At 71.0% G+C, this 26,332-nt stretch carries 24 protein-coding genes, 1 tRNA gene and 1 pseudogene; 14 read left to right on the top strand and 12 right to left on the bottom strand.

Translation table 11 applies throughout. The features are described from left to right. Window positions 1-502, bottom strand: a pseudogene (locus ON36_RS01650) (septum site-determining protein Ssd); the annotation flags it as partial. Window positions 503-911: 409 nt separating this feature from the next. Here ON36_RS01650 and ON36_RS01645 point away from each other — a divergent pair. Beyond that, a complete protein-coding gene (locus tag ON36_RS01645; protein ID WP_052313537.1) occupies window positions 912-1,691 on the top strand; it encodes an HAD-IB family hydrolase in 780 nt (259 codons plus the stop codon). Window positions 1,692-2,106: 415 nt separating this feature from the next. On the opposite strand, the gene ON36_RS01640 is transcribed toward ON36_RS01645, so the two are convergent. Together ON36_RS01640 and ON36_RS01635 are read right to left on the bottom strand one after the other, a co-directional pair. After that, a complete protein-coding gene (locus ON36_RS01640) occupies window positions 2,107-2,853 on the bottom strand; it encodes a hypothetical protein (RefSeq protein ID WP_043646931.1) in 747 nt (248 codons plus the stop codon). 45 nt (window positions 2,854-2,898) lie between these two features. Next, window positions 2,899-3,078 (bottom strand): hypothetical protein, encoded by a 180-nt coding sequence (locus ON36_RS01635; RefSeq protein WP_043646930.1) that lies wholly within the window; start codon window positions 3,076-3,078, stop codon window positions 2,899-2,901. 201 nt (window positions 3,079-3,279) lie between these two features. Between ON36_RS01635 and acs the strand changes: the two genes are divergently transcribed. The 4 genes from acs (at window position 3,280) to ON36_RS01615 (ending at window position 8,196) form a co-directional block, all read left to right on the top strand. Further along, a complete protein-coding gene (gene acs / locus ON36_RS01630; protein WP_043646929.1) occupies window positions 3,280-5,232 on the top strand; it encodes an acetate--CoA ligase in 1,953 nt (650 codons plus the stop codon). Between the two features lie 172 nt (window positions 5,233-5,404). Beyond that, the gene (gene nhaA, locus ON36_RS01625; protein ID WP_043646927.1) at window positions 5,405-6,664 is read left to right on the top strand and encodes a Na+/H+ antiporter NhaA; all 1,260 of its coding nucleotides are present in this window, start codon (window positions 5,405-5,407) and stop codon (window positions 6,662-6,664) included. Then, on the top strand, window positions 6,661-7,155 hold the full coding sequence (locus tag ON36_RS01620; RefSeq protein ID WP_043646925.1) for a phage holin family protein: 495 nt from the start codon (window positions 6,661-6,663) through the stop codon (window positions 7,153-7,155). Before nhaA ends, ON36_RS01620 begins: the two co-directional genes overlap by 4 nt. Before the next feature lie 78 nt (window positions 7,156-7,233). Further along, window positions 7,234-8,196, top strand: a complete 963-nt coding sequence (locus ON36_RS01615) for an alpha/beta fold hydrolase (protein WP_043646923.1) — start codon at window positions 7,234-7,236, stop codon at window positions 8,194-8,196. Between the two features lie 21 nt (window positions 8,197-8,217). On the opposite strand, the gene ON36_RS01610 is transcribed toward ON36_RS01615, so the two are convergent. Genes ON36_RS01610 through nth form a run of 4 tightly spaced genes read right to left on the bottom strand, consistent with a single transcriptional unit; the run spans window position 8,218 to window position 11,642 of the window. After that, window positions 8,218-9,411, bottom strand: coding sequence for a MarP family serine protease (locus tag ON36_RS01610; RefSeq protein WP_043646920.1), 1,194 nt, complete (start codon window positions 9,409-9,411; stop codon window positions 8,218-8,220). Further along, window positions 9,408-10,136 carry an NUDIX hydrolase gene (locus ON36_RS01605; protein ID WP_052313536.1) on the bottom strand — a complete coding sequence of 243 codons (729 nt, stop codon included), beginning with the start codon at window positions 10,134-10,136 and terminating at the stop codon, window positions 9,408-9,410. The genes ON36_RS01610 and ON36_RS01605 overlap by 4 nt, the downstream gene beginning before the upstream one ends. Window positions 10,137-10,170: 34 nt before the next feature. After that, on the bottom strand, window positions 10,171-10,839 hold the full coding sequence (locus ON36_RS01600) for a TlpA family protein disulfide reductase (protein ID WP_052313535.1): 669 nt from the start codon (window positions 10,837-10,839) through the stop codon (window positions 10,171-10,173). Next, window positions 10,836-11,642, bottom strand: coding sequence for an endonuclease III (gene nth / locus ON36_RS01595; protein WP_083884837.1), 807 nt, complete (start codon window positions 11,640-11,642; stop codon window positions 10,836-10,838). The genes ON36_RS01600 and nth overlap by 4 nt, the downstream gene beginning before the upstream one ends. Window positions 11,643-11,763: 121 nt before the next feature. Between nth and ON36_RS01590 the strand changes: the two genes are divergently transcribed. Further along, window positions 11,764-11,991 carry a hypothetical protein gene (locus ON36_RS01590; protein ID WP_083884836.1) on the top strand — a complete coding sequence of 76 codons (228 nt, stop codon included), beginning with the start codon at window positions 11,764-11,766 and terminating at the stop codon, window positions 11,989-11,991. A 118-nt stretch (window positions 11,992-12,109) separates the two neighbouring features. Next, window positions 12,110-12,784: a Crp/Fnr family transcriptional regulator gene (locus ON36_RS01585; protein WP_019044571.1), complete on the top strand. Its 675-nt coding sequence runs from the start codon at window positions 12,110-12,112 to the stop codon at window positions 12,782-12,784. 133 nt (window positions 12,785-12,917) lie between these two features. Here the strand turns inward: ON36_RS01585 and ON36_RS01580 are convergent, their stop codons facing one another. The 3 genes from ON36_RS01580 to sp36 are packed head-to-tail and all read right to left on the bottom strand — an operon-like array spanning window position 12,918 to window position 14,351. Then, window positions 12,918-13,715: an MBL fold metallo-hydrolase gene (locus ON36_RS01580; RefSeq protein WP_043646911.1), complete on the bottom strand. Its 798-nt coding sequence runs from the start codon at window positions 13,713-13,715 to the stop codon at window positions 12,918-12,920. Window positions 13,716-13,724: 9 nt separating this feature from the next. Further along, complete coding sequence (locus tag ON36_RS01575; protein WP_043646907.1) at window positions 13,725-14,186, bottom strand: RidA family protein; 462 nt, start codon at window positions 14,184-14,186, stop codon at window positions 13,725-13,727. 3 nt (window positions 14,187-14,189) lie between these two features. After that, window positions 14,190-14,351, bottom strand: coding sequence for a Sp36 family protein (sp36, locus tag ON36_RS34090; RefSeq protein ID WP_085999550.1), 162 nt, complete (start codon window positions 14,349-14,351; stop codon window positions 14,190-14,192). A gap of 91 nt (window positions 14,352-14,442) precedes the next feature. Between sp36 and bagA the strand changes: the two genes are divergently transcribed. Continuing rightward, complete coding sequence (bagA, locus tag ON36_RS01570) at window positions 14,443-15,480, top strand: ATPase BagA (RefSeq protein WP_052313534.1); 1,038 nt, start codon at window positions 14,443-14,445, stop codon at window positions 15,478-15,480. Further along, on the top strand, window positions 15,477-16,610 hold the full coding sequence (gene bagB, locus ON36_RS01565; protein WP_043646901.1) for an ATPase BagB: 1,134 nt from the start codon (window positions 15,477-15,479) through the stop codon (window positions 16,608-16,610). The genes bagA and bagB overlap by 4 nt, the downstream gene beginning before the upstream one ends. A gap of 114 nt (window positions 16,611-16,724) precedes the next feature. Here the strand turns inward: bagB and ON36_RS01560 are convergent, their stop codons facing one another. After that, window positions 16,725-17,048 (bottom strand): WhiB family transcriptional regulator, encoded by a 324-nt coding sequence (locus ON36_RS01560; RefSeq protein WP_043646898.1) that lies wholly within the window; start codon window positions 17,046-17,048, stop codon window positions 16,725-16,727. Window positions 17,049-17,420: 372 nt separating this feature from the next. Between ON36_RS01560 and ON36_RS01555 the strand changes: the two genes are divergently transcribed. Beyond that, the gene (locus ON36_RS01555) at window positions 17,421-19,793 is read left to right on the top strand and encodes a penicillin-binding protein (protein ID WP_043646896.1); all 2,373 of its coding nucleotides are present in this window, start codon (window positions 17,421-17,423) and stop codon (window positions 19,791-19,793) included. Between the two features lie 55 nt (window positions 19,794-19,848). On the opposite strand, the gene ON36_RS01550 is transcribed toward ON36_RS01555, so the two are convergent. After that, window positions 19,849-20,313: a GatB/YqeY domain-containing protein gene (locus tag ON36_RS01550; RefSeq protein ID WP_043646893.1), complete on the bottom strand. Its 465-nt coding sequence runs from the start codon at window positions 20,311-20,313 to the stop codon at window positions 19,849-19,851. A 125-nt stretch (window positions 20,314-20,438) separates the two neighbouring features. On the opposite strand from ON36_RS01550, the gene ON36_RS01545 reads away from it, so the two are divergent. The 4 genes from ON36_RS01545 to uca all read left to right on the top strand — a co-directional run bounded on the left by ON36_RS01545 (window position 20,439) and on the right by uca (window position 26,332). Then, on the top strand, window positions 20,439-21,398 hold the full coding sequence (locus tag ON36_RS01545) for a metallophosphoesterase (RefSeq protein ID WP_043646892.1): 960 nt from the start codon (window positions 20,439-20,441) through the stop codon (window positions 21,396-21,398). A 43-nt stretch (window positions 21,399-21,441) separates the two neighbouring features. Beyond that, a tRNA-Pro gene (locus ON36_RS01540) sits at window positions 21,442-21,515 on the top strand. 491 nt (window positions 21,516-22,006) lie between these two features. Then, the gene (locus ON36_RS01535; protein WP_043646889.1) at window positions 22,007-22,711 is read left to right on the top strand and encodes a GntR family transcriptional regulator; all 705 of its coding nucleotides are present in this window, start codon (window positions 22,007-22,009) and stop codon (window positions 22,709-22,711) included. Window positions 22,712-22,729: 18 nt separating this feature from the next. Further along, window positions 22,730-26,332 (top strand): urea carboxylase, encoded by a 3,603-nt coding sequence (gene uca / locus ON36_RS01530; protein ID WP_043646885.1) that lies wholly within the window; start codon window positions 22,730-22,732, stop codon window positions 26,330-26,332.

Here is a 26,332-nt window from a genome sequence, read left to right as displayed (position 1 = left end):
GCGCGCCGTCGACCAGCACGATGTCGGCGCGGCACCGCCGGGCCGCGGCCCGCAGCGCGATGGCGGCGGCGAGGGTGGAGGCCCCCGCGCCGCCGCCCGCGCCGGCGACGGTGACCACCACTCCGGCGCCGCTGCCGGTCTCGGCGTGCTCGGCGAAGGTGGCGACCAGGTCGACCGCGGCGCCCGGCAGGGCGATGACGCGTTCGGCGCCGACGCCGGTGGCGGCCTGCCATTGGGCAAGGCCCGGTTCGCCCGCGCCGACCAGCACGACACCCGGCCTGCGTGGATAGCCCGCCGCCGCGGCGGCCGCCGCGGCCTCGGTGTCGAGCACGACGAGACCGGCGCTCGACCAGCCGTGCCTGCCGACCGGGAGCGCGCGCTCGTCGAGCTCGCGTTCCGCGGCCGCGGCGACCCGGCGGACCTCGGCGCGCAGACGTTCGTCACGGACGATCATCAGCGCGGGCGGCGCTGCCGTGGCCGGGGATGCGGCGAGAAGGTTCATGCACTCAGCGTGGCGCCGCGACGTCGTCGCCGGGCCCCCGCGCGCGGCGGTTGTGGACAACTACGCGCCTGTGGACAACCGGCGAACACCCGGCCGGAAATAGAGGACGGCCCCAGCCGGGGGGGAGGAGGCTGGGGCCGTCGGGTTCAGCCCCGGGGGGTCGGGCTGAACGCGCCTGGACTATGTCCAGGTGCCAGCAATACTACACCCACTCCCCGCCGCGGGCGCAAGTGCCACGCGGGCCGTATCACAGGGATGAGCAGGGAATCGAGCGTCGATTCGGCAAACCGTGCCCGTGGCCTCCCCTGCGACCGCGCACCCGGGTGCATATCCTGAAGTCGTGACGGCCGACAACGACCAGACTCTTCCCGGCGCCGCTCCCCGACCCGGCGCTCCGGCCGGCGGACGCATCGCCGCGTTCTTCGATCTCGACAAGACGGTGATCGCCAAGTCGAGCGCGTTCGTCTTCAGCAAGCCGTTCTACGCCCAGGGCCTGCTCAATCGCCGGGCGGTGCTGGAGAGCAGCTACGCCCACTTCCTGTTCCTGCTCTCCGGCGCCGACCACGACCAGATGGAGCGGATGCGCGCCAACCTGGCCAACATGGTGGCCGGCTGGGACGTCGAGCAGGTGAAATCCATTGTGGCCGAGACACTGCACGAGCTGGTCGACCCGCTGATCTACGCCGAGGCGGCCGATCTCATCGCCGATCACAAGATCCGCGGGCACGACGTGGTCATCGTGTCCGCCTCCGGCGAGGAGATGGTCGGGCCGATCGCCGAGGCGCTGGGGGCCGACCATATGGAGGCCACCCGGATGGTGGTCGAGGACGGCAAGTACACCGGCGAGATCGACTTCTACTGCTACGCCGAGGGCAAGGTCGCCGCGATCGAGAAGCTGGCCGCGGCACAGGGTTACGACCTGTCCCGCTGCTACGCGTACTCCGACTCGGTGACCGACCTGCCGATGCTCGACGCGGTCGGCCACCCCACCGCGGTCAACCCCGACCGCGGCCTGCGCAAGGAGGCGTCCGCGCGCGGCTGGCCCATCCTGATCTTCTCCAACCCGGTGTCGCTGTGGTCGCGGTTCCAGGCGCCCTCGACGACCACCGTGGCGGCCACCGCGGCGGTGGGGATCAGCGCGCTCGTCGCGGGCGCGATCAGCTATCGACTGCTGCGCCGGCGGCGCTGACGAGGCACGAAACGCCGGGTGACACGCCGAAAATGGTGGTATCCGGTAATAGTCCCGAAACGCTTGATGTGAAGGCAGTCACAGTGTAAAAATGGAGGCACGGAAGGACGGGAGGCCAAGACGGAAGCCGGAAGAGAAGGATCCGTTTCCCATCCCACCCTTCCCAGCACGGACGCCAGGCACCCACGCGGAGCACGCCGCGCAAGGGCAGAAGAGTTGTGGGCCTGCGTAATCCGGATAGTCGTCGGCGATGGCCTCGCACAGGTTGCGAGGATGAACCGACGGGGTCCGGACGACCGCCGAGGCCACCGAACACAACCCACTGAGCACGCTTGGTAACCGGGTTGTCCGTGCTAGCGGGCGGTGAGGCCGAGGAATCGGCAACGCCGCCCGCTTCGATGTGTCCGCGCGATCGCTACTGCGAGGCGGCCTCGGCGATCGAAGTGGCCTCGCGCGCACCGTCTTCCAGCGCGCCGCTGCAGAAGATGACCCAACCGCCGACCCCCTCGGCGGTGCCCTGGGCGAAGCCCGCCGCCGCGTCGGCGTAGGCCTGCCGCCTGCGCAGCCAGAACACCTCGGGCACACCCAGGCTGTGCGGATCGAGGCCGCTGGCCACCGCAACCAGCCGCGAGGCGCCGCGGGCCACCACGCCGTCGGCCGTGCCGAAAGGCCGCAGGGCGAGCAGTTCGCCGTGCACGACCGCCGCGATCACCGGCGCGGGCGCCTTGGAGGTCTGGACGGTCTGCACCAGCAGGTCGAGGCGTTCGGCGACGCCGGGGCCGGAGCGCGGCCTGCCGAGCTCCTGTTCGTCGGCCACCAGGTCGGCGGCGGCGAGCAGATGCAGGCGGGCCAGCGCCTGGAGGGGTGCCCGCTGCCACGTACCGACGAGGTTGGTCAGCGCCTCCGCGTCGAGGGCCTGGCCAACTCGCAGCGAACCCGCCAGCACCGGGTCGCTGACCCTGCCGTCGGCGGGCAGTTCGGTGCTCGCGCCCTCGATGGCGGCCGAGGATCGCGCGGCGCGGACGGCGGCCTCGGCGGCCGTCGTCGGCCAGCCGCGGCGGTTGGCCTTGTGCCGGTGTACCGCGGCGAGCGCGTCACGCGCGGCGTCGGCGGCCTCACGCACGCCGGGCAGGTCGACCAGGGGCTGCAGCGGATCACTCACGACATACGAGGCTACTGCCGGTCGGGCGGGCCGCCGGTGCGCGGGTCAGTCCGCGTCGGCGCCGGGCGCCGGGCGCACCACGAGGACCGGCAGGCCACGGACACCGGGCCAGCTGCGGTCCGGCCAGAGTTCCTCGGCCAGCCGTTTGGCGGCGGGGGTCAGCGCCCGCCTGCGCCGAGCGTCGAGCTCGGCCTGTTGTTCGGCCGCGAGCCGATCGAAGGTCATACCCGCCTCCCACCCCTCGGAGAATCCGCAGCGTGCCAGGTGTTTCGATGCCTCCAGGATACCGGCGGCGTGCCCGGCGGGCGGAGTTGTCCACAGGCCGGGACGAAGACCTGCGCGACCCGGATCACAGTTGGCTACTGTCGTGACAGGCGGCCTACGCCTCCGACCGACCACCCTTCAGGCATGTGAGGTAGCCACGACATGACCGAACCCGCTGCAGGACACCAGGACTCGTATCCCCCGGCCCCCGCGTTCGCGGCCGCCGCGAATGCCGACGCCTCGCTCTACGCCAGAGCCGACGCCGACCGCGAGGGATTCTGGGCCGAGCAGGCCCGGCGGCTGCACTGGCACACCCCGTTCACCCAGGTCCTCGACTGGAGCGACGCGCCCGTCGCCAAGTGGTTCGCCGACGGCGAGCTCAACGTCGCCTACAACTGCCTGGACCGGCACGTCCTCGACGGGCACGGCGACCAGGTCGCGCTGTACTGGGAGGGTGAACCCGGCGACTCCAGGGCCATCACCTACCGCGAACTGCTCGACGAGGTCTCGCGCGCGGCGAACTATTTCACCGAACTCGGCCTGGTGGCGGGCGACCGGATCGCGGTCTACATGCCGATGATCCCCGAGGCCATCGTGACCATCCTGGCCTCGGCCCGGCTCGGCCTGACGCACTCGGTGGTCTTCGCGGGCTTCTCCCCCAGCGCGCTGCGCCAGCGCGTCGACGACGCCGAGGCCCGCCTGATCGTCACCACCGACGGCCAGTGGCGGCGCGGCAAGCCCGCCCCGCTCAAGGAGGCCGTCGACGAGGCGCTCTACGCCAACGGCGACGTGCCCTCCTCGGTCGAGCACGTGCTGGTCGTGCGCCGGGTCGGGATCGAGGTGCCCTGGACCGACGAGCGCGACCTGTGGTGGCACGAGACCGTCGCCAAGGCCTCCCCCGAACACGAAGCCCGACCCTTCCCCGCCGAACACCCCCTCTTCATCCTCTACACCTCCGGCACCACCGGGAAACCCAAAGGCATCCTCCACACCAGCGGCGGCTACCTCACCCAGACCGCCTACACCCACCACAACGTCTTCGACCACAAACCCGGCACCGACATCTACTGGTGCACCGCCGACATCGGCTGGGTCACCGGCCACAGCTACATCGTCTACGGCCCCCTCGCCAACCGCACCACCCAGATCGTCTACGAAGGCACCCCCAACTCCCCCACCGAACACCGCCACTTCGAGATCATCGAGAAATACGGCGTCACCATCTACTACACCGCCCCCACCCTCATCCGCACCTTCATGAAATGGGGCCGCGAGATCCCCGACGCCCACGACCTGACCAGCATCCGGGTCCTCGGCAGCGTCGGCGAGCCGATCAACCCCGAAGCCTGGCGCTGGTACCGCGACGTCATCGGCGCGAACTCCGCGCCCATCGTCGACACCTGGTGGCAGACCGAAACCGGCGCCATCATGATCTCGCCCCTGCCCGGCGTCACCGCCGCCAAGCCCGGCGCCGCCATGGCGGCCCTACCCGGCATCTCGGCGACGGTGGTCGACGAGGAGGGCAAGCCGGTGGAACTCGGGGAGACCGAGGCCAACGGCTACCTCGTGCTGGACAAGCCGTGGCCGTCGATGCTGCGCGGCATCTGGGGCGACATGGACCGCTACCGCGCGACCTACTGGGAGCGCTACGCCGAGCAGGGCTGGTACTTCGCGGGCGACGGCGCCAAGCTCGACGCCGACGGCGACCTGTGGGTGCTCGGCCGCGTCGACGACGTCATGAACGTCTCGGGCCACCGCATCTCCACCGCCGAGGTCGAGTCCGCGCTCGTCGGGCACCACTCGGTCGCCGAGGCCGCCGTCGTCGGCGCCTCCGACGAGACGACCGGGCAGGGCATCGTCGCCTTCGTCATCCTCACCGCCGGAGCGGGCGAGCCGGGGCCGGACCTGGTCAACGAGCTCAAGGCCGAGGTGGCCAAGGAGATCAGCCCGATCGCCAAGCCGCGCGAGATCCATCTCGTGCCGGAGCTGCCCAAGACCCGCAGCGGCAAGATCATGCGCAGGCTGCTGCGCGACGTCGCCGAGGGCCGCGAACTCGGCGACACCTCGACGCTGGTCGACCCCGGCGTCTTCGAGGCGATCCGCGCGTCGCGCTGACCCGGGACGACACCCGCGAGGGGCCGGTGACGAGCATCGTCACCGGCCCCTTCCGTTAGGATCACGTCAAGGTGTGCCGGGAAGTCTGGTCGGCGTGTGGGCAGCGAAGTGGGGTCGTGACACGACCTCCGCGCAGGTCCGCTCCGTCGTCCACCTGCCGAAAGGCCAGCCCATGATCACCCGAGCACGGTCCGAGCTGACCCGCTATCTGCGTACCGAAACCGTCGGCGGCACCCTGCTTCTCGTCGCGGCCGCCCTGGCGCTGCTGTGGGCCAACTCGCCCTGGAGCGCGACCTACCAGACCATCATCGACACCGAGCTCGCCATCCCGGCGCTGCACCTCGACCTCACCCTGGCCGACTGGACCAAGGACGGTCTGCTGGCCATCTTCTTCTTCGTCGCGGGCCTCGAGCTCAAACGCGAGCTGGTGGTCGGCGAACTCGCCGACCCGAAACGGGCCGCCCTGCCGATCATCGCCGCGGTCGGCGGCGTGGTCACCCCGGCGCTCATCGCCGCGGCGATCGGCTGGGGCACGCCCGGCATGGAGAAGGGCTGGGCCATCCCGGTCGCCACCGACATCGCCTTCGCCCTCGCCGTGCTGGCGATGACCGGCTCCCGGATCCCGGCAGGCGCGCGGGTCTTCCTGCTCAGCCTGGCGGTGGTCGACGACCTGCTGGCGATCGTGCTCATCGCCGTCCTGTTCACCGCCTCGGTGTCGATGCTGTGGCTGCTGGCCGCGCTGGCCTGTTGCGGTGTCTGGGCACTGGCCCAGCGGCTGCGCGTCCACACCGCGTTCCTCTACATCCCGATCGGCCTGGTGTGCTGGTACGCGCTGCACGAGGCGGGCATCCATCCGACCCTGGCAGGCGTGGCCCTCGGCCTGCTGACCCGGGTGCGGCTCGACCCGGACGAGGACCAGGCGCCCGCGACCCATCTCGAACATGTGGTGCAACCGATCTCGGCCGGGCTGTGCGTGCCGCTGTTCGCCTTCTTCGCCTCCGGCGTCCCGCTCGACGCGGCGGTGTTCGGCGACCTGTTCACCGAGCGGTTGTCGCTGGCGATCATCGCGGGACTGCTGATCGGTAAGACGGTGGGTATTTTCGGCGTGAGCTGGGTAGTCATCCGAATGGGCTGGGCGACCCGGCCGGCCGGGCTCGAGAACCGGGACATGTTCGCGCTGTCGGTGCTCGGCGCGATCGGGTTCACCGTTAGCCTGCTCGTGGCAGAACTCGCACTCGCCGACGCCACGGACGGATCCGTCGAATTGGCCAAGGCGGCAGTCCTGGTGACCTCCATGGCCGCATCGCTGATCGGATCGGCGCTACTGTTGCGCCGTGGGCGTGTCCATCAGGCACGGCGGGACGCCCGTGAGCTACAACCAGACAGCGAGGCCGAGGCAGTGCCTGAACAGGGAGAAGGGTCGACCAAGTGAGCACACCCCAAGACGGAATCGGCGGCCGCACGGTCACATCCATCCCACTGACCGATGCCAACCCGCCCGGATCGGCGAGCATCGGCACGTTGGTTCGCGATGCGACCGAGCAGATGTCGACCCTGGTGCGCGCCGAGGTGGCGCTGGCCAAGGCCGAGGTGACCGCCGAGGTCCGCAAGGGCCTGACGGGCAGCGTGTTCTTCGTGCTCGCGCTGACGGTGCTGCTGTTCAGCTCCTTCTTTTTCTTCTTCTTCCTCGCCGAGCTGCTCGACGTGTGGCTGTACCGCTGGGCCGCGTTCCTCATCGTGTTCCTGCTGATGGTGCTGGTGACCGCGTTGTTCGGGTTCCTCGGCTACCTGAAGGTGCGCAAACTCAAGGCACCGGAGAAGACGATCGAGTCGCTGAACAAGGCCAAGGAGGTGCTGCCGCAGGCGCTGCACCTGCAGCAGGGCACCGAGCAGCCCGCGCTGGAGAAGCGCGCCGACCGCTGAGCCGGCGCCGGACCGGGACGATCGGGCCCCGGTCCGGCGCCGCGCTCGACGCCACCGGGTCGACTACGATTCTGCGGCGTGTCGTCCAATTCGCTCCCGGATCCGTCCAGCGTCCGTTATGACGGGCCCTGGACGCACCGCGACGTGCACGCCAACGGGATCCGGTTCCACGTCGTCGAGGCCGACGGACCCGACCGCCCCGACGCGCCGCTGGTGCTACTGCTGCACGGGTTCGCCGACTTCTGGTGGTCCTGGCGGCACCAGCTCACCGGGCCCGCCACGCACGGGCATCGGGTGGTCGCGGTCGACCTGCGCGGCTACGGCGACACCGACAAGCCGCCGCGCGGCTACGACGGGTGGACCCTGGCCGGCGACGTCGCCGGGCTGATCCGGGCGCTCGGGCACACCGAGGCCACCCTGGTCGGGCACGCGGAGGGCGGGCTGGTCTGCTGGACCACCGCCGTGCTGCACCCGCGGCTGGTGCGCTCCATCGTGGTGATCAGCTCCCCGCACCCGGCCGCGCTCAAGCAGGCGGTGCTGCGGGACCGCGCCCAGCGCGCGGCCTGGCTGCCCTCGTTCCTCGCCTACCAGCTGCCGCGCCGGCCCGAGCACGTGCTCACCCGCGACAACGGCGCCGAGGTGGCACGGATGCTGCGGGCGCGCAGCGGCGAAGCCTGGTCGGCCGGCCCGGAATTCGCCGACGCCGCCGACCGCATGTCGACCGCGATCCGGATCCCGGGCGCCGCGCACTGCGCGCTGGAGTACCAGCGCTGGGCCTTCCGCAGCCAGTGGCGGCCCGACGGCAGGCGGTTCATGGCGACCATGCGCGAGCCCGTCGACATCCCGGTGCTCGGCCTGCGCGGCGAGGACGACCCGTACCTGTTGCCCGCGACCTTCCAGCGGGGCCGCTCCCTCGCCCCCCGGCGGAAGCTGGTCGGGGTCCCCCGGGCGGGCCACTACGCCCACCAGGAGAACCCCGACCACGTCAACCAGCTCATCGGCGGTTTCCTGAGCGCCTGCGCGCTCGAGTCGCGGCCCTGAGGCCGCGTCCGCCTGCTCTCGTCAGCTCAGCACGCAGGCGCCGGTGTCCACCCGCACCGAGCTGGCCTCCGCGCTGTCGAGCTCGCGGCGCACCTCGTTGAGGGTCAGCACGTAGCCGGTGTCGTCGTCGGTGACGGCGGCGCCGAACACCACGCCGAGCACGCGGCCGTCGGTATCGACCAGCGGGCCGCCGGAGTTGCCCGCCCGGACCTGGCCGCGGACCGTGTACACCTCACGCTCGACCGTGCCGTCGCGGTGGATGGTCGGCCCGGTCAGGTCCAGGGTCTCGCGGACGCGGGCGGCGCTGGCGGTGTACGGCCCGCCGCCGGGGTAGCCGAGCACGATGGCGCTGTCGCCCGGCCGGGCCGCGGCGGGCGCCTGCTGCACGACGGGGGCGGTCAGGCCGGGGACCGAGAGCACGGCCACGTCCTTGGACGGATCGAACAGCACGACGGTGGCGTCCAGCGCGCCGCGCGCGGTGTCGACAGACACCTGGTTGGTGCCCGCCACGACGTGGGCGTTGGTCATCACGCGCTCCGGGGCGACCACGAAGCCCGAGCCCTCCAGCGCCCGCTGGCAGCTCTGCGCCTGGCCACGGATGCGCAGCACGCTCGGCTGCAGCGAGGCCGCGACCGGGCTGGCGAGCACGCTCGGGTCCGGCGGTTCGACGGCGGCGATCGGCGCCCGGCCGAACGGCCCGATGACGTCCGGCAGCCCGGAGGTGTTGAGCAGCTTGGAGAAGTCGTTGGGGACCCGTCGCAGCCAGGCGGGCGCCACCTCGTTGACGTCGGCGAGCACCTTGGACCCGTTGATAGCCGCGGCGATGCTCGGCTGCGACGCGGTGGCCAGCGGAAGGGCGAGCAACCAGGCGGCGACCAGCACGGTGACCGCCTGCAGGACCGCGCCGGTGAGACTGTCGACGCTGCGGGCGAACGGGTTCCGGATGCCGCTGCGCGCGGCCCGGCCGAGGACCATGCCCGCGACCTCGCCGACGATCACCAGCAGCACGATCAGCAGGATGCCGCCCAGCACGCGGCTGCGGCCCTCGCTGAGGTGTTTGAGGATGTGCGGCGCGATGAGGATGCCCGCCACCGCGCCGAGGGCCACCCCGAGGAAGGCGAGGGCCGAGGCCACGGCCCCCTGCCGCCAGCCGGTGGAGGCGGCGACCAGGGCGATCAGCACGACCGCGACATCGAGCCAGACCGAGGCGGTCACAGCGTCATTCCCACAGCAGCCAGCGAACTCTCCAGATCACGCACGTCGTCCCGATCCCATTCTCGTTCCCACCCAGCGGATTTGCAGATGCCGGCGAGGATACCGCCGGTCAGGCCCCACACCAGCATGCCGTCGACCTGGAACGCGGGGCTCTGGTAGCCGAGACTGCCACGGACCATGAATCTGTGTGCCGGATCCAGCAATTCGGATAGCCGGACCCGCACGACCCGCTCGGTCTCGCCCTCGTCGACGACCCGGACCGCGCTCGGCTCCCGCCAGTAGGCGATCACCGGGGTCACGTCGAACTTCGACGGCGGCACGAACAGCGTCGGCAGCAGGGCCAGCGGCTGCACACCGGCCGGGTCGAGCCCGGTCTCCTCGACGGCCTCGCGCAGCGCGGTGCCGACCGGCACGTCGTCGCCCTCCTCGACCCCGCCGCCGGGGAACGCGACCTGGCCACGGTGCTGGCGCATCGTCGAGGCGCGCTGGGTCAGCAGGACGTCGGCGTCGGCGGGGAGCCCGCCCGGCGCGGCCGGGTCGCCCTCGAACGCGCCGCCGAAGAGCACGAGGACCGCGGCCTGCCGCGGCTTGCCGGTCATCGTCATGGCCCGGCGCAGGGCGCGGGAACTGGCCAGGGTGTCGCCCGCGTACGGGCTCGATACGTCCAACGCCCCGTGCAGCCAAGCCGGCACCTGCGAGAAGTCCACTGCCAGATCGGCACTCACGCCGTCTCCTTCGTTCCGCACCCGTGGGTCGCGTTCACACCGCGACCCGCACACCCAGTTCGCGCGACACCGTGTCGGCGATGTCGTCGATCCCGCTGAACGCGCGCACCTCCACCGAGGCGATCGACCCGTCGGCGCGCACGAGCACCGTCACCGGCAGCACGGCGGGCGCGCCCACCGCGGTGCGCACCTTCGCCTGCGGGTCCGACACGCCCGGCAGGGTGACGCCGAGCCCGGCGAGCCGGGCCAGGCCCTTCGCCTCGTCGGGATCGGTGTGGACGGTGAGCACGGTCAGGTCCGGGCCCGCGCGCCCGGCGAACTCCTGCAGATGCGGGAGTTCGGTCGCGCAGGGTCCGCACCAGTAGGCCCACAGGTTGACCAGGGCGGGCTTGCCCGCCAGCGCCGCGGCCAGGTCGACCGGCGCGCCGTCGGCCAGGCAGCCGAGGCTCAGCCCGGCGAGCGGACCCGAACCGGTCGCCCCGGGCGCGGGGCGCGGACAGGGCGCGAGGCCGGCGGCGGCGCGCTGGGCGTCGGAGATCGCGGCGGGCGGGTGCGCGGCGGTGGGCCCGGGGACGTCGGCGTCGTCACCGTCGCGCGGCCACAGGGCCACCGCGACGGCCAGGATCGCGATGAGCGCGACGAGGCCCCAGCGGACCGCGGGACGGGTCCACCAGACGCCGTCCCCCGGGGCGGGGTCGCTCACAGACCGACCAGTTCGAGCAGATGCGCGCGCTCGGGCCCCTTGACCAGATCGGCGGCCGCGGCCGGATCGGTCGGGCCCGCGCCGAAGGACGGGCAGTCGGCGGCGAGCACGCACGCCCCGCACGCCGGCTTACGGGCGTGACACACCCGGCGACCGTGAAAGATCACCCGATGCGAGAGCATCGTCCACTCCTTGCGTTCGATCAGCTCGCCGACCGCGTGCTCCACCTTGACCGGGTCTTCCTCCTCGGTCCAGCCCCACCGGCGCACGAGCCTGCCGAAATGGGTGTCGACCGTGATGCCGGGGACACCGAACGCGTTGCCGAGAATGACGTTGGCAGTCTTGCGCCCGATCCCGGGTAATTTCACCAATTCGTCCATGGTGTGAGGCAATTCACCGTCGAATTTTTCGGTGAGCGCCTGACCGAGGCCGATCAGCGACGAGGTCTTGTTGCGGTAGAAACCGGTCGGCCGGATGTATTCCTCCAGCTCCGCCCGGTTGGCCTCGGCATACGCGCGGGCGTCGGGATACTTCGCGAACAGGGCGGGCGTGGTCATGTTCACCCGCACGTCCGTGCACTGCGCGGACAGGATCGTCGCGACGGCCAGCTCCAGCGGCGTGGTGAAATCCAGCTCACAGTGCGCGTCGGGAAAGGCCTCGGCAAGGGCGCGGTTCATCCGGCGGGCCCGGCGGACGAGGCCGAGGTGCGTTTCCGCCGCTCGGGCGCGGGCTTTACGCCTGCGTGGCGCCGCTTTCGCCCCCGTGTCGGCGGGCTCTCCGGCGTCCGTCGCGGAGGCGGGAATCGGGGTTACGGACACCCGTCCACCATACGGAACGGTCCGGCAACGTTCGCCGCTCAGTTCGCCCGCTGTGTTCCATCTGAGACCTCGACCGTGTTTACTGCCTGTCATGCAAGGACTCGCTGTGGTGCTCTTCCCAGTGCTGCTGATGCTGTTCGCGCTGGGCATGGAGCGGGTCGAGAACCGGCTCCGCAAACTTCTCGAACCCGACGAAGAGGTTCAGAAGTACCTGGACAACGCCAGCAACGCCGAGGTCAACGAGTTGACCAAGCTCGGACTGCCCGCCGCGGCCGCCCAGACGCGTACGCGTCGGGCCCGCGAGAACGATCTGGATGTGGCACGCGCAAGCTGAGCGCAATGCACTCTTTACGTGGTGTCTGTCACTGTGCCGACGACTTGCCGCGTAGACTGCGCTGTTGGTCGATTCGCTCGGCCAGGTTCGCAAGCCATATCCCATAAGGAGCACATTCGTGGACGAGGCCCTCGCCAGAGCAGGCATCTTCCAGGGCGTCGAGCCCACCGCGGTGGCAGCGCTCGCCAAGCAGCTGCAGCCCGTCGACTTCCCGCGCGGCCATGTCATCTTCAACGAGGGCGAACCGGGTGACCGGCTCTACATCATCACCTCGGGCAAGGTGAAGATCGGCCGCCGTTCGCCGGACGGCCGCGAAAACCTGCTGACCATCATGGGCCCGTCCGACATGTTCGGCGAGCTCTCCATCTTCGACCCGGGCCCGCGTACCTCGACCGCGACCACGGTCACCGAGGTTCGCGCCGTCACCATGGATCGCGACGCTCTCAAGGCGTGGATCGATCAGCGCCCGGAGATCGCCGAGCAGCTGCTGCGGGTGCTCGCGCGTCGCCTGCGCCGCACCAACAACAACCTCGCCGACCTGATCTTCACCGACGTGCCCGGTCGCGTGGCCAAGGCGCTGCTGCAGCTGGCCCAGCGCTTCGGCACTCAGGAGGCGGGCGCCCTGCGCGTCACCCACGACCTGACCCAGGAGGAGATCGCCCAGCTGGTCGGCGCCTCCCGCGAGACGGTCAACAAGGCGCTCGCCGACTTCGCGCACCGCGGCTGGCTGCGCCTGGAGGGCAAGAGCGTGCTGATCTCGGACTCCGAGCGTCTGGCACGTCGCGCCCGCTGATCACGCGCACAGCGAAACGCCCCGGCCCCGGCCGGGGATCTGCCGAGCATCGAGGAAATGAGGGCCTCGTCCGTGCTCGCGGATTCCCGGCCGGTTCCGGGGCGTCGCCGTGCCACGCCCCGGAACCGCGGGTTCAGGCCCCGCGCTCGGCGCGCAGATACTCCAGTTGCGCCTGCACCGAGCTGCGCGCGGCGGGCCACAGCCGCTTGTCCACGTCGGCGTAGACCTTGCGGACCACCGCGAGCGCGCCCGCGTTCTCGCCGAGTTCGGCCAGCGCGGCGCGCACCTGATCGAGCCGCTCGTGCCGGTGCCGGAGGTAGTAGCGCACCACCGGTTCCAGGTCGGCGTGCTCGGGACCGTGCGCGGGCAGCAGTGCCTTGCCCGCCCCGACCTCGAGCAGCCGCTCGAGCGAGGCGAGATAGTCGGCGAGGGTGCCGTCGGTGGAGTCGAGCACCGTGGTGCCCCGGCCGAGGACCGTGTCGCCGGTGAGCACGGCGTCGTCGAGCACCAGGCTCACCGAGTCGCCGGTGTGGCCCGGCGTCCCGACGACGGTGATCCCCAGGCCCGCGGCCTCGACCACCTCGCCGTCACGCAGCGCTGCCACCTCCCCGCGCAGGAACTCCGGGTCCACCGATCGCACCGGCGTGCCGGTGGACTTCACCAGGTGATCGATACCACCGGTGTGGTCGTGGTGCCGGTGGGTGATCAGCGTCAGCGCGATGCGGCCACCGGTCGCCGCGACGATGGCCGCCGTGTGCTGCCTGTCCTTCGGGCCCGGGTCGACCACCACGAACTCGTCGCTGCCCGCGCCGCGCAGCAACCAGGTGTTGGTGCCGTCGAGGGTCATCTGATTCGGGTTGTCGGCCAGCAGCACCGACGCGGTCGGCGTGACCGGGCGAACCTGCCCGTAGGCAGGGTGTTCCAGAGCCATCTCGGCCCCCTATCCGACCTCGGCGATCAGTTCCACCTCGACGGGGGTGTTCTTGGGCAGCTCGGAGACGCCGACGGCCGACCGCGCGTGCACGCCCGCCTCGCCGAACACCTCGCCCAGGAACTCCGACGCGCCGTTGATCACCAGCGGCTGATCGGTGAACCCCGGTGCCGAGTTGACGAACCCGACCACCTTCACGATCCGCACCACCTGGTCGAGCCCGACCAGGTCGTGCACGGCGGCCAGCGCGTTGAGCGCGCACAGCTTCGCCGCCTCCTTCGCCTCCTCGAGGCTCACCTCGGCGCCGACCTTGCCGGTCGCGGACAGCTCACCGTCGACGAACGGCAGCTGACCGGAGGTGTAGACCAGCGAACCGGTCCGCACGGCCGGGATGTAGGCCGCGACCGGCGCGGCGACCGGCGGCAGGGTCAGGCCGAGCCGGTCGAGCGCGTCCTTCCATTCGGTCGCCATGGCTTACTTCTGCCGCTTCAGGTAGGCAACGTGCTGCTCACCGGTCGGTCCGGGGAGCACGGTGACCAGTTCCCAGCCGTCGGCGCCCCACTGGTCGAGGATCTGCTTGGTGGCGTGGGTCAGAAGCGGCACGGTCGCGTATTCCCACTGGGTGACTTCGCTCATGGGCAAAGTCTAGGGGCACCGGATGTGACGTTCGGAGCGGCTCCGGTGATCCGTGAACGGTCATTCCGGTACGGGTTATAGGCTCGGTGGCGTGGGAGTACCAACAGCAGAGCCGGATTCGTCGGCGCACGCGCCGGCTACCGGGTGGCCGGAGCGCGCCGTCACCGCGCGCTTGCACTACGTGTCCGGCAAGGGGGGTACCGGAAAGTCCACGGTCTCGGCGGCCCTCGCCCTCGCGCTGGCCGCCGGCGGACGCCGGGTGCTGCTGGTCGAGGTCGAGAGCCGTCAGTCCATCGCGCAGCTCTTCGACCTGCCGCCGCTGCCCCCGACCGAGACTCGCATCGCCACCGCCGACGGTGGCGGCGAGGTCTGGGCGCTGGCCATGGACATCGAGCACGCGTTCCTGGAGTACCTGGACATGTTCTACAACCTCGGCTTCGCCGGGCGGGCCATGCGCCGGATGGGGGCGATCGAGTTCGTCACCACCATCGCGCCCGGCCTGCGGGACGTGATCCTCACCGGCAAGATCAAGGAGTGCGCGGTCCGCACCGACGCCAAGGGCGCGCGGGTCTACGACGACATCGTCGTCGACGCCCCGCCCACCGGCCGGATCGGCAGCTTCCTCGACGTCACCAAGGCGATGGCCGAGATCGCCAAGGGCGGCCCCATCGCGGGCCAGGCCGAGAGCGTCTCCGCGCTGCTGCACTCCGATCAGACGATGATCCACCTGGTCACGCTGCTCGAGGCGCTGCCGGTGCAGGAGACCGCCGACGCCATCGCCGAGCTGACCGCCGCGGACCTGCGGGTCGGCACGGTCATCGTCAACCGGGCGGCGACCGGCCAGCTGACGCCCGAGCAGCGGGCCGCGGCCGTCGCCGGTGACCTGAACCCGGCCATGATCGAGAGCGGCCTGGCCGAGGCGGGCCTCGACGTCTCGGCGGCCGAGCTGGCCGGCCTGCTCAGCGAGACCATGGACCACGCGGTGATGCTGGCCGCCCAGGACGAGAGCGCCGAGGAACTCTCCCGCGTCGACGTCCCCCAGCTGTACCTGCCCGCGCTGTCCGACGGGATGGATCTGGGCGGCCTCTACGAACTGGCCGAGAAGCTATCCGCGCAGGGAGTGCGATGACCGAGCAGCCGCGGACCCCCGCCCTCGACCTCTCCGGCATCATCGCCGACCCGACCGCCCGTGTCGTGGTCTGCTGCGGTTCCGGCGGCGTCGGCAAGACGACCACCGCCGCGGCGATCGCGCTGCGCGCGGCCGAGTCCGGCCGCAAGGTCGTGGTGCTGACCATCGATCCGGCCCGCCGCCTCGCCCAGTCGCTCGGCGTCGCCGACCTGGACAACGCGCCGCAGCGGGTCGACCTGGGTCCCGGGGTGCCCGGCGAGCTGCACGCGATGATGCTGAACATGCGCCGCACCTTCGACGACATGGTGCTCGAGCACACCACGCCGGAGAAGGCGGAGCAGATCTTCGCCAACCCCATCTATCAGACCGTGGCCTCCTCGTTCGGCGGGACGCAGGAGTACATGGCGATGGAGAAGCTGGGCCAGCTGGCCGCGCGCAAGGAGTGGGACCTGATCGTGGTCGACACCCCGCCCTCGCGCAACGCGCTGGACTTCCTCGACGCGCCCAAGCGGCTCGGCACGTTCCTCGACGGCAAGATGATCCGGCTGATCATGGCCCCCGGCCGCGGGGTCGGCCGGCTGGTGACCGGCGCGATGAGCCTGGCGATGCGTGGGGTGTCCACGATCGTCGGCGGCCAGATGCTCAAGGACGCCTCGGTGTTCCTGCAGTCGCTCGAATCGCTCTTCGGCGGCTTCCAGGAGCGGGCGCAGCGGACCTTCCGGATGCTGTCCCAGCCCGGCACGCACTTCCTGGTCGTCGCGGCCGCCGAGCCGGACGCGCTGCGCGAGGCGTCGTTCTTCGTCGACCGGTTGTCCACGGAGAAGATGCCGTTGGCGGGACTGGTGCTGAACCGGACGCATCCGGTGCTCGCCGCGCTGCCCGCCGACCACGCGCTGGCCGCCGCCGACCAGATCGCCGGGAAGGATCCGCTGACCGCCGCGGTGCTGCGGATCCACGCCGACCGGGTGTCGACCTCGCGGCGGGAGCAGCGCCTGCTCCAGAGGTTCACCGGCGCCCACCCGCGGGTACCCCTGGTGCAGGTGACCGCCCTGCCGTTCGAGGTCTCCGACCTGGCGGCCCTGCGCGCCGTCGGCGATCAGCTGACCGGCGTCTCGGTCGCCGCCGGGTGAGAATCCAGAGCCCGATTCACACCCAACGGCTATAGATAACGAACACGTAACACCCCACAACGGCGCCGATTCCGCGTTCTCCGCAGTCTCGGCGCCGTTTGTGGTATCGGCAGGCTAGATGGCGACCTGGTGCTGCCGCTGGGCCTGGAAGAAGTCCGCCCAGGAGGTGACTTCGGGATGCTGCTTGAGGAGCGCGCGGCGCTGGCGTTCGGTCATGCCGCCCCACACGCCGAACTCCACGCGATTGTCGAGAGCGTCGGCGCCGCACTGCATCAGCACCGGGCAGTGCCGGCAGATCGTCGCAGCCTTGCGCTGCGCGGCGCCTCGGACGAACAGCTGGTCAGGGTCCACTTCCTTGCATCGCGCCTGGGCGACCCAGGCGATCCGCGCTTCGGCCTGCTCTACATCAAGTCGAGCGATCGGGGTTGTGATGTGCATTTGATGTGCCCCTTTGCTGTCCGAACACCGTTGTACGGCGCTCCAGAATCGCGAGCGCAGATCGCAGCAACCCAACCTCCGCTGCGGTCTGCACCACATTCCACTTTGAGTGTTAGCTCTATCACACTGAGTTCTCAATCTAGGTAAAGGTATGGGGCTTGCGCAAGACCGGCCCCCGATTTTTTGGTACGACCGTCCCTTCAAATCCGGACACGGACCCGCAGCGGTGCTGCTCATCCGGCGCGCCCGCCCCCGACACGCCGAGCGGCGGATTTTCTTGACACGCCCAGGCAACCTCGCGGCCACGCCGGATCCGCCCCGCCCGGCGAGCACAATCGCGACCCCGTCCGCGCCACCCTTTACGCTGAACTCGTGCCGATCACTCATACGCTCGCGAGATTGGCCGGCAGCTGCGCGCTGGCCGCCGTGCTCGTCGCCGGGCTGTTGTTCCCGCTGGCCGGTGGTTTCGGGTTCGTCTCCAACCGGGCCGCCGACGCCGTCGACAACGTCTCCGCCGAACTCGTGGAGGGTACGGTGCCGGCCGTGTCGACCATGGTCGACGCCAACGGCGCCCCGATCGCCTGGCTCTACGAGCAGCGGCGCTTCGAGGTACCCAGTGATCGCATCGCCAACAACATGAAGCTGGCGATCGTGTCCATCGAGGACAAGCGCTTCGCCGACCACAAGGGCGTCGACTGGCAGGGCACCCTGCGCGCCTTCCTGACCAACACCTCCAGCGGCGAGGTCCAGCAGGGCGCCTCGACCCTGGACCAGCAGTACGTCAAGAACTTCCAGCTGCTCGTCGTCGCCAAGACCGACGCCGAGCGCCGCGCCGCGATCGAGACCACCCCGGCCCGCAAGATCCGCGAGATCCGGATGGCGCTGACGCTGGACCGCGAGCTGACCAAGGACGAGATCCTCACGCGGTACCTGAACCTCGTCCCGTTCGGCAACGGCTCCTACGGCATCCAGGACGCGGCCAAGACCTACTTCGGCGTCGACGCCGCCGACCTGAACATGACCCAGGCGGCCATGCTGGCCGGCATGGTGCAGTCCAGCTCCAAGCTGAACCCCTACACCAACGTCGAGGGCGTCACCGCGCGCCGCAACACCGTGCTCGACACCCTGATCCAGAACATCCCGAGCCGCGCCGAGGAGTTCCGCAAGGCCAAGTCCGAGCCGCTCGGCGTCCTGCCCAAGCCGCAGGGCCTGCCGCGCGGCTGCATCGCCGCCAACGACAAGGGCTTCTTCTGCGACTACGCCCTGCAGTACCTGGCCAACGCGGGCATCAGCCGCGAGCAGGTCGACAAGGGCGGCTACCTGATCCGCACGACCCTCGACCCGGCGCTGCAGGAATCGGTGAAGCGCTCGGTCACCGAGGCGGCCGACCCCAATCTGGACAACATCGCCCAGGTCATGTCGGTGGTCGCCCCCGGCCAGGACTCGCACGCGGTCCTCGCCATGGCGTCCAGCCGCACCTACGGCCTCAACCGCGACGCCAACGAGACCCTGCTGGCCCAGCCGTACTCGATGGCGGGCGACGGCGCGGGCTCGATCTTCAAGCTGTTCACCACGGCGGCCGCGATGGAGAAGGGCCTCGGCATCAGCGCGGTCCTCGACGTCCCCGGCACCTACGCCGCCCGCGGCATGGGTTACTCCAACTCGCCCGGCTGCCCGGCCGACTCGTGGTGCGTCAAGAACGCGGGCGCCTACCCGGGGTCGATGTCGGTGACCGACGCGCTGGCGACCTCGCCGAACACCACGTTCGTGAAGATGATCCAGGACGTCGGCGTGACCGCGGCGGTGGACATGGCGGTGCGGCTGGGCATGCGCTCCTACACCACCCCCGGCACCTCCGGCCACGGCAACGCCAGCCTGGCCGACCACGTCAAGAACAACAACATGGGCTCGTTCACCCTCGGCCCGTTCCCGATCAACGCGCTCGAGCTGTCGAACGTGGCCGCTACCCTCGCCTCCGGCGGCAAGTGGTGCCCGCCCTCGCCGATCAAGGAGGTCGTCGACCGTCAGGGCAAGCCGGTCCCGCTGACCCAGCAGGCCTGCGAGCAGGTCGTCGAGAGCGGCCTGGCCAACACCCTGGCCAACGCCATGAGCAAGGACGACGTCAGCGGCACCGCCGCGGGCGCGGCGCGCGCGGCGGGCTGGAACGCCCCGATGTCGGGTAAGACCGGCACCACCGAGTCGCACCGCTCCTCGGCCTTCCTCGGCTTCACCAACAGCCTGGCCGCGGCGACCTACGTCTACGGCGACAGCCCGACCCCCGGCGAGATCTGCTCGTTCCCGCTGCGCAACTGCGGCGACGGCAATCTCTACGGCGGTAACGAGCCCGCCCGGACCTGGTTCAACGCGATCAAACCCGCCCTCGACCGCTACGGCCCGCCCGGGCTGCCCCCGGTCGACGACAAGTACGTGCGCGGCGCGAACAACTCGCAGGTGCCCGACGTCGCAGGCATGTCGCAGGGCGAGGCCACCTCGACGCTGTCCTCGCACGGCTTCCAGGTGACCGCGGTGACCGCGCCCGGCTCCCAGGCCAAGGGCACCGTCATGGGCAGCTCACCGAACGGCTCGGCCATCCCGGGCTCGGTGGTGACGATCTACATCAGCGACGGCACCGTCCGGGTGCCGACGCCGTCGGCGCCGCCGTCGCCGTCCGCTCCCGCGCCGGTGGTCCCGGGTCTGCCGCAGATCCCGCGCCTGCCACCGATCCCTATCCCGATCCCGAACTAGACGACACGGGGCGCCCGGTGAACCACCGGGCGCCCCGTTCGCTGTCCGGGACCGGTCACAGCCTCGCCCGGACGGCGGCCGAGAGCCGCGACCCGTCGGCCTTGCCCGCGGCGATCGCCGTCGCGGCCTTCATGACCTGCCCCATCTGCTTCATGCCCGGCCGCTCGCCGATCTCCTCGGCGACCTGGGCGATGGCGGTGTCGGCGACGTCGGCCACCTCGGCCTCGGTGAGCTGGGTCGGCAGGTACTCGTCGATGATCGCTTCCTCGGCGCGCTCGTTGGCCGCGAGCTCGCCGCGCCCGGCCTGGTCGTAGACCGTGGCCGCCTCGTTGCGCTTCTTGGCTTCCTTCTGCAGCACGGAGACGACCTCGGCGTCGGAGAGCTCCTTGGCCGCGGCACCCGAGACCTCGGCGGTCTGGATCGCGGCCAGCAGCATCCGCAGGGTCGACAGCCGCAGCGTGTCCTTGGCTTTCATCGCGGCGGTCATGTCCGCACGCAGTTGCGATTTCAGTTCCGGCATGTGGCTCACGGTAGCCCCTCGCGGCCGCGAACTCCCATCACATTTTCACCGGTCGGCGCGAATTCCGGTGACCTTGTGCGGAAACACACCGGGCATTCCGGCAGGGGGTCGCCTATGCTGGGCAAATGCCAGCCTTCTCGACGACCGCTGCCCGCCGAACCGCGTTGGGAGCCGCCGGCGCCGCCGCCGCCGGAATCGGCTACGCCACGCTGATCGAACGGAACGCGTTCGTGCTGCGCGAAGCCACCCTGCCGGTGCTCGCTCCCGGCTCGTCCACGCTGCGCATTCTGCACGTCAGCGACCTGCACATGATGCCGGGCCAGCAGCTCAAGCAGCAGTGGCTGCGCGAGCTGGACCGGCTCGAACCCGATCTCGTCGTCAATACCGGTGACAATCTCTCGCATCAGAAAGCCGTGCCCGCCGTGGTGCAGGCGCTGGGCGGACTGCTCGCGCGTCCGGGACTTTTCGTCTTCGGTTCCAACGACTATTTCGCGCCGGTCCCGAAGAATCCGCTGAAGTATTTCAAGAAAGACCACAAGCGGGTCTACGGCGATCCGTTGCCGTGGCAGGATCTGCGCGCGGCGTTCACCGAACGCGGCTGGCTCGACCTGACCCACGTGCGCCGCGACCTCGAGGTCGCGGGCATCCGCATCGCCACCGCGGGCGTCGACGACCCGCATCTGCAGCGCGACCGCTACGAGACCGTCGCGGGCGCCCCCAATCAGCTCGCGCAGCTGAGCATCGGCCTGACCCACTCCCCCGAGCCCCGCGTGCTCGACCGCTTCGCCGAGGACGGCTACGACCTCGTCCTCGCCGGTCACACCCACGGCGGCCAGCTCGTGGTGCCCGGCTACGGCGCCCTGGTGACCAACTGCGGCATCGACAAGTCGCGGGTGAAGGGCGCGTCCAAGTGGGGCGAGCACACCCAGCTGCACGTCTCCGCGGGCATCGGCACCTCGCCGTGGGCGCCCTACCGGTTCTGCTGCCGTCCCGAGGCCACGCTGCTGACTCTCGTCGGCGCGCCGCCCAAGCGCCCCGCCGCCGACCGCGACCTCGCAGAATACCCCGCTGACCAGCCGGTTTAACGTTTCGGCCCACCGCGTTGTAAGCTACTTCAGGTTCGCCTCACGGGGTGTGGCGCAGCTTGGTAGCGCGCTTCGTTCGGGACGAAGAGGTCGCAGGTTCAAATCCTGTCACCCCGACTCGTGTGGTTGAGACACGATGAAGACCCCCTGACTTCGGTCAGGGGGTCTTCTTCTTTTCCGGCGTCCGTCGGCGACCCGGGGCGTCACCTGCCGCGCTGCCTCCGGGGCCGGGGCTCGGCGGGGTTGGGCCACCAGATCGCGGCGGCGGTGATGGTGAGCAGGGCGCTGACGAGGAGCAGCAGGACGATGGTCGAAAGCACTGCGGGTGTCCTCCTCGCGGGCTGGTCGGTGAGCGCCCGGGACCCGGGACCATCCTCCGCGTGCGCCGAGGTGGCCCGCGCCGCGGAGTGATCGTGTCGACCGGGCACCGGGGCTCGGTCCCAGCGTGCGCCCGCTTTGTGTCGGCCGATGATCAGGCGCGTTGCGCTGTGTTGAATAGCGCTCGCGGACGCGCGGCACCGGCGGTGAGGTGAGTTGTGAGTTCTCCCTTACCTGTTCATAACTTTGGGTCATCCCGGTGAAACCGCAGGCCAATAGCGTATACAGGCATGTCGACACAGGTGGAGACACAGGATGCGGGTGCGGGGAGGCCGCTGCGCGAGGTGGTCTACGCGACGCTGCGCAGCGAACTGGTCAACGGGACGATCACCTTCGGTGAACGGCTGACCGAACCCAAGGTGTCGGCGCGGTTCGGGATCTCCCGCACCCCGGTGCGCGAGGCGCTGACCATGCTCTGCTCGGACGGGCTGCTCCAGCGCGAGGAGTACGGCTTCAGCCCGGTCCGTCCCAGTGTGCCGCGAATCCGCGACCTCTACGAGCTCCGGCTGACCCTCGAACTCGGCGGTCTGGCTCGGGTGATGAACAACCCGGCGCTGTCCCACGATCGGGAGCTGCTGCTGGCCGAGCGGGAACGCTGGCTGGCCCTGCAGGCCGACCCGCCGGAGCAGGAGCCGGGCTTCGTGGTGGTCGACGAGGAGTTCCACGTCGCCCTGCTGACCGCGGCGGGCAACGCCGAGCTGGTCCGCGCGCTGCTGTCGGTGAACTCCCGGATCCGCCACGTCCGCATGTACGACTTCATGGTCAACAACCGCATCGAGACCACCATCTCCGAGCACCTGGCGATTCTCGACGCCGTGCTGGCAGGCGAGCTGGCCAACGGCTATCAGCTGCTGCGCACGCACATAGGGGAGTCCCTCGATGTGGTGCTCGAACGCATCTCCCGCGCTCTCGCCGCCATGTCGATGGCCGAATAACCGAATACCTGGAGTGACATGAGTTCCTTCGACACGGTGCTGATCGCCAATCGCGGCGAGATCGCCTGCCGGATCATCCGTTCCGCCCGCCTGCTGGGCCTGAAGACCGTCGCGGTGTATTCGGAGGCCGACGCCGCCGCGCCCCACGTCGAGGCGGCCGACACGGCCGTGCTGCTCGGTCCCGGCCCCGCCGCGGAGTCCTATCTGCGCGCGGACCGGGTGATCGAGGCCGCGCTGGCCACCGGCGCGGGCGCCATCCACCCCGGCTACGGGTTCCTCTCCGAGAACACGGTCTTCGCGACGGCGGTCGCCGAGGCGGGCCTGGCGTTCGTCGGCCCGACCCCGGAGCAGCTGAAGATCTTCGGCGACAAGCACACCGCGCGCGAGGCGGCCCGCGCGGTCGGCGTGCCCCTGATTCCCGGTTCGGCGCTGCTGGATTCGGCCGACCATGCCGTCGCCGAGGCGGAGCGGGTCGGCTTCCCGGTCATGCTCAAGGCCGTCGGTGGCGGCGGCGGCATCGGCATGCAGGCGTGTCACGGGCCCGACGAGGTGCGGGCGGCCTACACCCGCGTGCAGCGGCTGGCCGCGGCGAATTTCGGTGCGGGCGGGGTCTTCCTGGAGCGGTTCGTGTCGCGGGCGCGCCACGTCGAGGTGCAGCTGTTCGGCGACGGGCGCGGCCGGGTGGTGAGCCTGGGCACCCGGGACTGCTCGCTGCAGCGGCGCAACCAGAAGGTGCTGGAGGAGGCCCCCGCGCCGGGCCTCACCGAGGCGCTCACCACCGAACTCCTGGCGACCTCGCGGTTGCTGGCGCAGTCGGTGGACTATCGCTCGGCCGGCACGGTCGAGTTCGTCTACGACATCGACCGGGGCGAGGCGTCGTTCCTGGAGATGAACACCCGGCTGCAGGTGGAACATCCGGTGACCGAGGCGATCACCGGGGTCGACCTGGTGGCCTGGATGCTGCGCCTGGCCGGCGGCGACGCCACCATGCTCGACGACCTGCCGAGCACCGGCCCGGCGCAGCGCGGCAGCGCGGTCGAGGCGCGGGTCTACGCGGAGGACCCCGCCCAGGACTACCGCCCCAGCGCGGGCCTGGTCACCGAGGCCCGCCTCCCCACGGACGCCCGGGTGGACGGCTGGATCGCCACCGGCACCGAGGTGTCCCCCTACTACGACCCGATGCTCGCCAAGGTCATCACCACCGGACCCGACCGGGCCTCGGCCTTCGCGGCGCTGAGTTCGGCCCTGGGCGAGACCGCCGTCTACGGCGTCCAGACCAACCTGGCCCAGTTGCGCGCCGCCGCCGCCGATCCGGTGGTGCTCGACGCCGGGCACAGCACCTCCACCCTGGCGGGCATCGGCGTCCCCGCCCGCCGCGTCGAGGTCCTGCGGCCGGGCACGATGACAACGGTGCAGGACCATCCAGGCCGGCTCGGCCTGTGGGAGGTCGGTATCCCGCCCTCGGGCCCGATGGACGACCTGTCGTTCACCCTGGCCAACGTCGCCGTCGGCAACGCGCCCGGCACGCCCGGCCTGGAATGCACCCTCCAGGGGCCCCGGCTGAGTTTCGGCGCGGCGGCCACGATCTGTGTGACCGGCGCCCCGACCCCGGTCACCCTCGACGGCGCCGAGATCCCCCAGTGGACGCCGGTCACGGTGCCCGCGGGCGCGGTCCTCGACATCGGCGCCCCGGCGGACGCGGGCCTGCGCACCTACCTCGCCGTCGCGGGCGGGATCGACGCCCCGCTCTACCACGGCAGCGCGGCCACGTTCACCCTCGGCGGCTTCGGCGGTGTCACCGGACGGGCGCTGCTCGCCGGGGACGTCCTCGGCCTGCTCCCCGACCCCGGCGCGCCCGTCGCGCCGGTCCCCGCCGCGTCGCGGCCCACGTTCACCCACGCCTGGCAGATCGCGGTCGGCGAGGGCCCGCAGACCGCGCCCGCCTACTTCACCGACGACGACATGCGCCAGTTCTACGCGGCCGAGTGGCGGGTCGGGGCGCACGCCAACCGCACCGGCATCCGGCTCGACGGCCCGAAGCCGTCGTGGTCGCGCGCCGACGGCGGCGACGCGGGCCTGCATCCGTCCAACCTGCACGACAACCCCTACAGCGTCGGCGCCCTCAACGTCTCCGGTGACACCCCGATCCTGCTCGGTCCCGACGGCCCGAGCCTCGGCGGTTTCGCCTGCCCGCTGACGGTGGTGTCGGCGCAGCGCTGGAAGCTCGGCCAGCTGCGCCCCGGCGACACCATCCGGTTCGTGCCCGTCGACGAGAAGGGCGCCGAACGCCTGCGGCGGGTGCCGTCCGCCCGCGCCGCGGCCGCGGTCCCCGAACTCGGTGTGGCCCTGCGCGACCGGGGCATCCTGCGGCTGCGCGAGGCCGACGGCGACCGGCCGGAGGTGCGCTACCTGCGCGGCGGCGACGACAACGTCCTCGTCGAGTACGGCCCGATGGTCCTCGACCTCGGCCTGCGCATGCGCGTACACGCGCTGTCGGAGGCCCTGCGCGACACCGGCCTCCCCGGCATAGTCGACGTCACCCCCGGCGTCCGCTCCCTGCACATCCACTTCGACCCCGAGGTGCTGCCGCAGTACCGCCTGCTCGGCACGCTCGCCGAGCTGGAGGACGCGCTGCCCGCCACCGGCGACCTGGTCGTCGCCAGCCGCACCGTCCGGCTGCCGCTGTCCTTCGACGACCCGTCGATCGCCGAGGCCATCGACCGCTATCGCAGCGGTGTCCGCGACACCGCGCCCTGGCTGCCGTCCAACACCGAGTTCATCCGGCGGATCAACGGACTCGACAGCGTCGAGGAGGTCCGCGACACGGTGTTCGCCGCCGAGTACCTCGTCCTCGGGCTCGGCGACGTGTATCTCGGTGCGCCGCTGGCCGTCCCGCTCGATCCCCGGCACCGGCTGGTCACCACGAAATACAATCCCGCGCGCACCTGGACGCCCTCGGACGCGGTCGGCATCGGCGGCAAGTACCTGTGCGTGTACGGCATGGCCTCGCCCGGCGGCTACCAGCTGATCGGGCGCACCGTCCCGATCTGGTCCGGGTACCGCCAGCGCGCGCCGTTCGAGGCGGGCACCCCGTGGCTGTTCCGCTTCTTCGACCGCATCGTGTGGGAGCCGGTCGAGCCGGAGCAGTTGCTCGAGTACCGCGCGGCGGCCGCCGCGGGCCGGTTCGACGCGCAGGTCACCGAGGGCACCTTCGCCCTCGCCGATCACCTCGCCCTGCTCGCGGACAACGCCGAATCCATCGCGGCCTTCGAGGGAAGGCAGTCCGCCGCCTTCGCCGCCGAGCGCGCTGCCTGGCAGGCCGCGGGCGAATTCGAACGGACCGCGGCCGAACCCGAACCCGCCGCGCCCGCCGACGATCCGCTCTCGGGCCTCCCGGACGGCTCCGCCGTCGTCTCGGCGCCGATGACCGGCAACGTCTGGCGCGTGGAAGCACAGGAAGGACAGCGACTCCGCGCCGGCGACACCGTCGCCGTGCTGGAGGCCATGAAACTCGAACTCCCGGTGACCACCCCGGACGGCGGCACCGTCCTGCGGGTCCTCACCGCCCCGGGCGCCAAGGTGGAACCCGGAACCCCCCTCGCAGTGATCGGAGCCAACTGA

Origin of the sequence: Nocardia thailandica NBRC 100428 (assembly GCF_000308795.1) — a bacterium.
Taxonomy (GTDB): domain Bacteria; phylum Actinomycetota; class Actinomycetes; order Mycobacteriales; family Mycobacteriaceae; genus Nocardia; species Nocardia thailandica.
This window is presented reverse-complemented; position numbering and strand designations above follow the sequence as displayed.

What these genes read in the sequence shown, in the direction of transcription:
- ON36_RS01560 (WP_043646898.1), bottom strand. Translation starts at nt 17,048, where the DNA reads ATGCACATCACAACCCCGATCGCTCGACTTGATGTAGAGCAGGCCGAA.
- acs (WP_043646929.1), top strand. Translation starts at nt 3,280, where the DNA reads ATGACCGAACCCGCTGCAGGACACCAGGACTCGTATCCCCCGGCCCCC.
- ON36_RS01575 (WP_043646907.1), bottom strand. Translation starts at nt 14,186, where the DNA reads ATGGCGACCGAATGGAAGGACGCGCTCGACCGGCTCGGCCTGACCCTG.
- nhaA (WP_043646927.1), top strand. Translation starts at nt 5,405, where the DNA reads ATGATCACCCGAGCACGGTCCGAGCTGACCCGCTATCTGCGTACCGAA.
- sp36 (WP_085999550.1), bottom strand. Translation starts at nt 14,351, where the DNA reads ATGAGCGAAGTCACCCAGTGGGAATACGCGACCGTGCCGCTTCTGACC.
- bagB (WP_043646901.1), top strand. Translation starts at nt 15,477, where the DNA reads ATGACCGAGCAGCCGCGGACCCCCGCCCTCGACCTCTCCGGCATCATC.
- ON36_RS01635 (WP_043646930.1), bottom strand. Translation starts at nt 3,078, where the DNA reads ATGACCTTCGATCGGCTCGCGGCCGAACAACAGGCCGAGCTCGACGCT.
- ON36_RS01580 (WP_043646911.1), bottom strand. Translation starts at nt 13,715, where the DNA reads ATGGCTCTGGAACACCCTGCCTACGGGCAGGTTCGCCCGGTCACGCCG.
- ON36_RS01535 (WP_043646889.1), top strand. Translation starts at nt 22,007, where the DNA reads ATGTCGACACAGGTGGAGACACAGGATGCGGGTGCGGGGAGGCCGCTG.
- ON36_RS01550 (WP_043646893.1), bottom strand. Translation starts at nt 20,313, where the DNA reads ATGCCGGAACTGAAATCGCAACTGCGTGCGGACATGACCGCCGCGATG.
- ON36_RS01545 (WP_043646892.1), top strand. Translation starts at nt 20,439, where the DNA reads ATGCCAGCCTTCTCGACGACCGCTGCCCGCCGAACCGCGTTGGGAGCC.
- uca (WP_043646885.1), top strand. Translation starts at nt 22,730, where the DNA reads ATGAGTTCCTTCGACACGGTGCTGATCGCCAATCGCGGCGAGATCGCC.